Source organism: Guyparkeria sp. SB14A (genome assembly GCF_005096345.1).
Taxonomy (GTDB): Bacteria; Pseudomonadota; Gammaproteobacteria; order Halothiobacillales; family Halothiobacillaceae; genus Guyparkeria; species Guyparkeria hydrothermalis.
In genome coordinates this window covers 47,765-55,402 of sequence record NZ_SWAW01000017.1, presented here as the reverse complement: position 1 = coordinate 55,402, position 7,638 = coordinate 47,765, and the positions used below count along the sequence as shown (strand labels likewise).

Below are 7,638 nucleotides of genomic sequence, written 5' to 3'. Positions count from 1 at the left end.
CGGCCGCCGGCCCCAGCAGGGTCACGCCGCGCGCGAGCAGGGTGTCGCGGTTGGCCCGGGTCGCCGGATGGGCCCACATCTGCCGGTTCATGGCCGGGGCCAGCTGAACCGGCGCCTCCGTGGCGAGACAAAGGGTGGTCAGCAGATCGTCGGCCATGCCGGCGGCCAGCCGCGCCATCAGGTCGGCGCTGGCCGGGGCGATCACCACGGCATCGGCCCAGCGGGCCAACGCGATATGATCCATGCCCGACTCGGCCTCGGCATCCAGCAGCGTGGTGCGCACCGGATGACCGCTGACCGCCTGAAAGGTGAGCGGCGTGACAAACCGGGTGGCCGCCTCGGTCATCACCACGCGCACCTCCGCACCGGCCTCGACCAGGCGACGCACCAGCGCCACGGCCTTGTAGGCCGCGATGCCGCCGGAGACGCCGACGAGGATGCGCTGTCGGGATGGCTCGTTGGATGACGGGGCGTTCATGGGCGCAGTTTATCAGGGAAGACCGGCAGGCAGCCGATACCACTATCCGAGCGCGTCATGAAGCGGCGCGCCAGTGCCATCATCCACAATCTTTAATCGGATACCTTCGAGACAACGTATGTCAGACGACCCAGGCAACAAGGCCAACAAGCCGGACAGTGATCCCGGTGACACCCCGCCGCCGAAACCCAAGCGCCGCCTGCCGCGCTGGGCACGCTGGACGCTGGAGGGCCTGGTGTTCGTCGCCGCGCTGCTGGCCGTGCAGGCCTGGATGGGCCCGGACCTGCCCGATGGCGAGATCCCCGGCATGGCCGTGGAAACCATCGAGGGCGAGCAACTCACCCTGGGCGGGCCGGCGGACGAGCCCACCGTGGTGGTCTTCTGGGCTACCTGGTGCGGTTACTGCGACCTGGAGATGCCTTGGCTGGTCGATCTGGTCGACGACCACCGCGTGATCACCGTGGCGATGCAGTCGGGCGATGCGGCCACGGTGCGCGCCCACATGCGGGAAAACGATCTCGAAAAGCTGCCGGTGATCAACGACCCCGACGGACAGATCGCCTCGAGCCTGGGCGTGAACGTCACGCCCACCTTCCTGTTCTTCGATCAGACCGGCCGGGTGGCCCATTCGACCACCGGCCTGACCAGCCCCTGGGGCGTGCGCCTGCGGATGTGGTGGATGAACCGCGCCGCCGAGTGAGGCGCGTCTCGACCTGATTCACCAGGAATCGATCAGGCCTGGTCGATGGCGGCGAGCAACTCGTCGAAGGCCGTCTGGAACTGCTCGAGCCCCTCGTCGAGCAGCTGGTCGCGCACCGCGCCGTCCATGTCGATGCCCAGATCGGCCAGCTCGGCCCAGACCTCGCGATCCTCGTCGAGGCGCGGCTTCAACAGGGAGGCGATCCGGCCATGGTCGGCGAACGCCTCGAGGGTCGCGTCCGGCAGCGTGTTGATGGTGCGCGGCGCGATCAGGTTCTCGACGTAGAGCAGGTCCGAGTAGGCCGGGTTCTTGGTGCCGGTGCTCGCCCAGAGCAGGTACTGCGGCCAGGCGCCTCCCTGCTCGAAGCGGTCGAACGACTCGTCCTCGAACACCTCGCGGAAATGCGCGTAGGCCATGCCGGCCAGGGCCAGCGCCGCACGCCCCTTGAGCGCCTCGGCGCGCTCGCCGCCGATGGCCTCGAGCTGCTTGTCGACCAGGGTGTCGACCCGGCTCATGAACAGGCTGGCCACCGCGCGCACCTCCGCGACCTTGCCGCCGTTCTTCTCCAGCTGCTCGATGCCGCGTCGATAGGCGGCGAACACCCGCCGGACCTGATCGAGGGAGAACAAGAGGGTGACGTTGACGCTCACCCCGTCGCCGATCAGGCGCTCGAAGGCCTCGATGCCCTCGACCGTGCCCGGCACCTTGATCAGGACGTTGGGCCGACCGACCAGTTCGCGCAGGCGGTGGGCGGCGCGCACCGAGGCCTCGGCGTCGTGGGCGATGCCGGGCGATTCCTCCCAGGAGACCCAGCCGTCCTCGCCGTGCGACTGGTCCCAGACCGGGCGCAGCAGGTCGCAGGCGCGCTGGATATCGGTGACCACCAGGTGCTCGTAGACCGACTCGACGTCCGAATACCGGCGCTTGCCGGCGGCGATGTCCTCGCTGTAGAGGTCGCTGCCGACGATCGCCTTCTTGAAGATCGACGGATTTGAGGTCACGCCGCGGATGCCGTAATCGCGGATCAGCCGCGGCAGGCCCTCGTCGGTCAACAGGGCCCGCGACAGGTTGTCCAGCCAGAGGCTCTGGCCCTGCGATTGGTGGAGCTGGCTCAAGGCATGCGCGGTCATCGGCGACCCCTCCCGGTTGCTGGCGCGTGACACGGACGAGGCACCGCGGCGGCGCCCCTACCCGGAGCTTAGACGCTCAGGCGCCGCCCACGTGCCCTTATCGCGGATCGTAGGGCATCGAGGCGCGCATTTCCTCGTAGAACTCGCGCGCCTCGTCGGTCTTGGCCGGCGGGGTGTGGATCATCAGCTCGAGGAAGAGATCGCCACCGGCAAAGCCGCGCTTGGGGATGCGCAGCTTGCGACCGGATTGCGACCCGGCGGGCACGCTCATGTTGATGCGCTTGCCGTCGGGCAGGGTGACCGGCACCTTGGCGCCCAGCGCCGCCTCCCAGGGCGTGATCGGCAGTTCCTGGATGATGTGGTTGCCATCGACCCGGTCGCGATCCTCCTCGCGCAGGGTCAGCACCAGGTAGAGATCACCCGCCGGCCCGCCCATCGGGCTCGGCTGGCCCTGGCCGGACAGCCGGATACGCCGCCCCGGCGCGGAGCCGGCCGGCACGTTGACCTTCAGCGAGCGGGCGCCGCCACGACCATCGGAGACCCGGATGGTGTGTGCCCCGCCGGTGACCAGCAGCTCCAGCGGCACCGGCGCCTCGGCCTCGACATCCTGGCCGCGTACGCTGCGGCCCTGGCCGCCACCCGGACCACCCGGGCCACCGAAGCCGCCGCCGAAGAACTGGGAGAAGAAATCGGAAAAGCCGCCGGCGCCGAAGTCGTCACCGCCGAAGCCGCCCCCGAATCCACCGGGGCCGCCGGGGCCGGCACCGAACTCGTCGCCGTGGTGATAGCCCGAACCGAGGGCGTCGTAGCGCGCCCGTTTCTGCTGATCGCCGAGCACCTCGTAGGCCTCGTTGATCTCCTTGAACTTGTCCTCGGCCTCGGCGCTCTTGTTGCGGTCCGGGTGGTATTTCTGCGCGAGCTTGCGGTAGGCCCGCTTGATCTCGTCCTGCGAGGCATTACGCGCCACGCCCAGGGTTGCGTAGTAGTCGTGATATTTCACGCCTGCACTCCTCCGAGTGATGTTCGGTTTGCCGTCTGGCCGGCGTCTCGAAAACCCGCCCCGGGCCGTCGGGGTTGGGTCGGGCTTTCGGCACGCCGGAAATTAAAGAAAAGCCCAAAGAGGAAAAGCCCGGGGCCGCCGGGCTTTTCGCGTGCATCCGCGGCCGGCGGCCGGAGCGGATCAGCTCACCTCGATGCGCCGCGGCTTGGAGCTTTCCGCCTTGGGGATCGTCACGGTGAGCACCCCGTGCTCGGAGCTCGCCTTGATGCCGTCGGCATCCACCTGCTCGGGCAGGGTGAAGCGGCGATAGAAACGCCCGTAGTGACGCTCGATGCGCGAGTAGCCATCCTGGGACTTCTTCAGCTCCGAGTTGCGCTCGCCCTTGATCTCGAGCACGCCGTTGTCGGCCGTGACCTCGACGCTCTTCGGGTCGACGCCCGGCAGGTCGACGTGCAACTCGTAGGCGTTTTCGTTTTCCTTGATGTCGACCGCCGGCGCCCAGTCCGCGATCTCGAGCTTGCCCTCGTCGCCCCCCTCGCTGAGGCTCGGCTCGAACAGCGAGTTCATCTCGCGATAGAGCTGATCCAGCATACCCCAGGGGTGGTTGCGGGTCTGACCTTCCGGCTTGTAACGCACGATAGCCATGTTCAACACCTCCTCTCGATGTTCAATGACTGGCCAATGCCTTGTTCATGCGTTCGATGTAGGTCGAGCTCGGGAATTTTCAAGCCCCGGACACGACAAGGCCCCGCCGAGGCGGGGCCTTGTGTCACGCATCAGTCCGTCGGTCGCCTTAGCGCTGACGGGCCTTGAAGCGCGGGTTGGTCTTGTTGATGACGTAAACCTTGCCGCGACGACGAACGACCTGGCAGTCCTTGTGTCGCTTCTTGGCTGACTTGAGAGAAGACAGAATTTTCATGGACGCCCCTTTCGCTAATCCGCTCGGTTCCACACAAAGCGCGGCAATATAGCCGATCCGGCCCGCTTTGGCAACCACCGCCTTGCCCGAGGCGACCCGGGGCACTGCAGGAGTGCCCGGTTGCAGGTATCCTCGCTGCCTGCATCAACCGACCGGGACGCCCGAATGACCGACATCGTGATCGCCACCAACAACGACGGCAAGATGGCCGAGTTCGAGGAAATGCGCCGGGTGCTGGCTGAAAGCCACCCCACGCTGACGCGGCTGCGCTTCGTCTCGCAGCGCGGCTGGAACGTCTCCTCCCCGACCGAGGATGCCGACAGCTTCCGCGGCAATGCCCTGATCAAGGCGCGACACACCGCGGCGATCACCGGCCACCCGGCGATCGGCGACGATTCCGGGCTGGTGGTCGATGCCCTCGACGGCCGGCCGGGGATCTTCTCCTCGCGCTTTGCCGGCGAGGACGCCAGCGATGCCGAGAACAACGCCAAGCTGGTCGACGAACTGGCGCGTCGCCCGGATGCCCCGCGCAGCGCGCGCTTCGTCTGCGCCCTGGCCTTCGTCCAGAACGCCGGGGACGAGGCGCCGATCGTCGTCGAGGGCACCTGGGAAGGCGAGGTGCTCGATGCCCCTCGCGGTACGCGCGGATTCGGCTACGACCCGCTGTTCTTCTCCCCGGAGCACGGCATGAGCGTCGGCGAGATGGATCCGGACGAGAAGCACCGCGTCAGCCACCGCGCCCGCGCCTTGAAGCAACTGATCGAGCAACTCGCCTCGATCGACATCCATTCCGCGTGAGCCACCGATGAGCCTGCTGCAATTCACCGACAACCCGCCGCTCTCGCTCTACGTCCACCTGCCGTGGTGCGTGGAGAAGTGCCCTTACTGCGACTTCAACTCGCACGGGCTCAAGGGTCGCGAGCTACCCGAGGCCGAGTACATCGACGCGCTGCTGCGCGACCTCGAACCCGAGTTGCCGCTGATCTGGGGCCGGCCGATCGAGACCATCTTCCTCGGCGGGGGCACGCCCAGCCTGTTCTCGCCGGAGGCACTGGACCGGTTGATGTCCGGCCTGCGCGCCCTGCTCGACCTGCGCTTTACGCGCGAGGTGACCCTCGAGGTCAACCCGGGCACCGACATGGCATCAAGGCTGGCCGAGTACCGTGCCATCGGCTTCAACCGGGTCTCGATCGGCGTGCAGAGCTTCAACGACGACTCGCTTGAGCGACTGGGCCGCATCCACGACCGGCGCGCAGCCTGGCGTACCATCGAGGCGGCGCACGATGCCGGTCTCGACAGCTTCAACATCGACCTGATGCACGGCCTGCCCGGGCAGACGGAAGGCGATGGCCTGGCGGACATCGACACCGCGATCTCGCTCGAGCCACCGCACCTGTCCTGGTACCAGCTGACCATCGAACCCAACACGGCCTTCGCCTTCAGCCCGCCGGCCTTGCCGGCCGATGTCACCCTCGAGGCGATCGGCGAGGCCGGCCGTGAGCGACTGATCGGCGCCGGCTACGGTCACTACGAGATCTCGGCCTTTGCCCAGCCCGATCACGTCTGCCAGCACAACATGAACTATTGGCAGTTCGGCGACTATCTCGGCATCGGTGCCGGCGCCCACGGCAAGCTGACGATCCCGGCGGAGAACCGTATCGAGCGACGCATGCGCAGCCGCCACCCCAACCGGTACCTGGAGCTGGCGGGTCAACCGGAGAACGTCGACGCCCACGACATCGGCCGCAAGGAAATCCCGTTCGAGTTCATGCTCAACGCCCTGCGCCTGACCGAGGGCTTTCTGGTGAGCCTGTTCCAGGAGCGCACCGGCATGCCCATCGCCGTGGTCTCCGAGACCCTGCGTGGGCTGGAGGACGACGGGTTGATCGAGTGGGACATCCAGACCATCCGGCCAACCGAGCGCGGCCTGCGCTTTCTCAACGACGTACTCGGGCGTTTCCTGCCGGAGGGATAAGCCCCCGGTCGAAAGCCTCGTTCAGTCGCGCTTTTTCTGCGGGCGTCGCCAGCCGGCGATGCCCTTCTGTCGGCTGCGCGCGATGGCCAACTCCCCCTCGGCGACGTCGCGCGTGATGGTCGAGCCTGCCCCGACGGTCGCGCCGCGGCCGACGGTCACCGGCGCGACCAACTGCACGGCCGAACCGACGAAGACCCCGTCACCGATCTCCGTGTGGTGCTTGTTCGCGCCATCGTAGTTGCAGGTGATCGTGCCGGCGCCGAGGTTGCAGTCGTCGCCGACGCGGGCATCGCCCACGTACGACAGGTGATTGACCTTGGAGCGCTCGCCGATCCGGGCGGCCTTCACCTCGACGAAGTTGCCGATCTTGGCGGCCGAGTCCAGCGCCGCGCCGGGTCGCAGACGGGCGTAGGGACCGATCGCGTTGTCGCCCGCGGTCACCACCCCGTCGAGGTGGCTGAAGGCCTCCACGATCGAATTCGGACCGATCTCGCAGTCGCGCAGCACGCAGTGCGGGCCGATGCGCACGTTGTCGCCAAGGCGCACCTCGCCCTCGAACACGCAATCGACGTCGATCGAGACGTCCATGCCGCAATGCAGCCGGCCGCGGATGTCCAGGCGGGCCGGGTCCATGATCGTCGTGCCGGCCAGGGCCAGCACCTCGGCCTGGCGCGCCTGGTAGACCCGCTCCAGGCGGGCAAGGGCGAGCCGGTCGTTCACCCCGGTCACCGCCCAGACATCCTCGGCGACCAAGGCCTCGACTGCCTTGTCCTCGCTCGCGGCCATCTCGACGATGTCGGTCAGGTAGAGCTCGCCCTGGGCGTTGCCGGACTCGAGACGGTCAAGCCAGGCAACCAGGTCCCCGTAACGCGCCATGAGGATCCCGGTGTTGACCTCGCGCACCTCGCGTTCGGCCGCGCTGGCATCCTTCTGCTCGACGATGCGCTGCACCCGGCCGCGCTCGTCGCGGATGATGCGGCCATAGCCGGTCGGGTCGTCCATCCGCACCGTCAGCAAGCCCACCGCCGCATTGGAGCCGGTCAGCTGCCCCAGGAGGTCGGCGCCCAGCAGGGGCACGTCGGCGTACAGCACCAGTACCCGGTCGTCGGGCCCGGCCGCCAGGCCCTCGATGCCCAGTTGGACCGCGTGACCGGTCCCGTTCTGCTCGCGCTGCCAGACCCACTCGACCTCGCGACCGGACTGCGACTCGCGCACCGCCTCGCCCTGGTGGCCGATCACCACCCGGATCGTGGCCGGATTGAGCGCTGCGGCGGTGTCCAGGCAGTGGCTCAGCATCGATCGACCGGCGATCTCGTGCAGCACCTTGGGCTTGCTCGAGCGCATGCGCGTGCCCTTGCCCGCGGCAAGCACCACCACGTGCAGTCGGCCGGTTGCGGAATCCTTCATTGCGTACGTACCTCTGGTTTCGTGCCGAT

Annotated in this window: 9 protein-coding genes; 3 read left to right on the top strand and 6 right to left on the bottom strand. The window is 67.9% G+C overall.

The features are described from left to right. A partial coding sequence (locus FAZ79_RS07945; RefSeq protein ID WP_282097233.1) for a flavoprotein occupies nt 1-478 on the bottom strand: 478 nt, incomplete at its 3' end. Nucleotides 479-596: 118 nt separating this feature from the next. Between FAZ79_RS07945 and FAZ79_RS07940 the strand changes: the two genes are divergently transcribed. Continuing rightward, complete coding sequence (locus tag FAZ79_RS07940) at nt 597-1,178, top strand: redoxin domain-containing protein (protein ID WP_136867439.1); 582 nt, start codon at nt 597-599, stop codon at nt 1,176-1,178. Between the two features lie 32 nt (nt 1,179-1,210). Here FAZ79_RS07940 and tal read toward each other — a convergent pair whose 3' ends face one another. The 4 genes from tal to ykgO form a co-directional block, all read right to left on the bottom strand. Beyond that, nucleotides 1,211-2,308: a transaldolase gene (gene tal, locus FAZ79_RS07935; protein WP_136867438.1), complete on the bottom strand. Its 1,098-nt coding sequence runs from the start codon at nt 2,306-2,308 to the stop codon at nt 1,211-1,213. 97 nt (nt 2,309-2,405) lie between these two features. After that, a complete protein-coding gene (locus FAZ79_RS07930) occupies nt 2,406-3,308 on the bottom strand; it encodes a DnaJ C-terminal domain-containing protein (protein WP_136867437.1) in 903 nt (300 codons plus the stop codon). Between the two features lie 180 nt (nt 3,309-3,488). After that, nucleotides 3,489-3,953 carry an Hsp20/alpha crystallin family protein gene (locus FAZ79_RS07925; protein ID WP_136867436.1) on the bottom strand — a complete coding sequence of 155 codons (465 nt, stop codon included), beginning with the start codon at nt 3,951-3,953 and terminating at the stop codon, nt 3,489-3,491. Nucleotides 3,954-4,101: 148 nt separating this feature from the next. Further along, a complete protein-coding gene (gene ykgO, locus FAZ79_RS07920) occupies nt 4,102-4,227 on the bottom strand; it encodes a type B 50S ribosomal protein L36 (RefSeq protein ID WP_058574874.1) in 126 nt (41 codons plus the stop codon). A gap of 165 nt (nt 4,228-4,392) precedes the next feature. Here ykgO and rdgB point away from each other — a divergent pair, with 165 nt between their 5' ends. Together rdgB and hemW are read left to right on the top strand one after the other, a co-directional pair. Beyond that, nucleotides 4,393-5,025 (top strand): RdgB/HAM1 family non-canonical purine NTP pyrophosphatase, encoded by a 633-nt coding sequence (gene rdgB / locus FAZ79_RS07915; RefSeq protein ID WP_136867435.1) that lies wholly within the window; start codon nt 4,393-4,395, stop codon nt 5,023-5,025. Nucleotides 5,026-5,032: 7 nt separating this feature from the next. After that, nucleotides 5,033-6,202, top strand: coding sequence for a radical SAM family heme chaperone HemW (gene hemW, locus FAZ79_RS07910; protein WP_136867434.1), 1,170 nt, complete (start codon nt 5,033-5,035; stop codon nt 6,200-6,202). Nucleotides 6,203-6,223: 21 nt separating this feature from the next. On the opposite strand, the gene glmU is transcribed toward hemW, so the two are convergent. Next, nucleotides 6,224-7,609 (bottom strand): bifunctional UDP-N-acetylglucosamine diphosphorylase/glucosamine-1-phosphate N-acetyltransferase GlmU, encoded by a 1,386-nt coding sequence (gene glmU / locus FAZ79_RS07905; protein WP_136867433.1) that lies wholly within the window; start codon nt 7,607-7,609, stop codon nt 6,224-6,226. Between the last annotated feature and the right edge of the window lie 29 nt (nt 7,610-7,638).

Coding starts and splice junctions, on each gene's coding strand:
- FAZ79_RS07940 (WP_136867439.1), top strand. CDS start 597: ATGTCAGACGACCCAGGCAACAAGGCCAACAAGCCGGACAGTGATCCC.
- tal (WP_136867438.1), bottom strand. CDS start 2,308: ATGACCGCGCATGCCTTGAGCCAGCTCCACCAATCGCAGGGCCAGAGC.
- FAZ79_RS07925 (WP_136867436.1), bottom strand. CDS start 3,953: ATGGCTATCGTGCGTTACAAGCCGGAAGGTCAGACCCGCAACCACCCC.
- ykgO (WP_058574874.1), bottom strand. CDS start 4,227: ATGAAAATTCTGTCTTCTCTCAAGTCAGCCAAGAAGCGACACAAGGAC.
- rdgB (WP_136867435.1), top strand. CDS start 4,393: ATGACCGACATCGTGATCGCCACCAACAACGACGGCAAGATGGCCGAG.
- hemW (WP_136867434.1), top strand. CDS start 5,033: ATGAGCCTGCTGCAATTCACCGACAACCCGCCGCTCTCGCTCTACGTC.
- glmU (WP_136867433.1), bottom strand. CDS start 7,609: ATGAAGGATTCCGCAACCGGCCGACTGCACGTGGTGGTGCTTGCCGCG.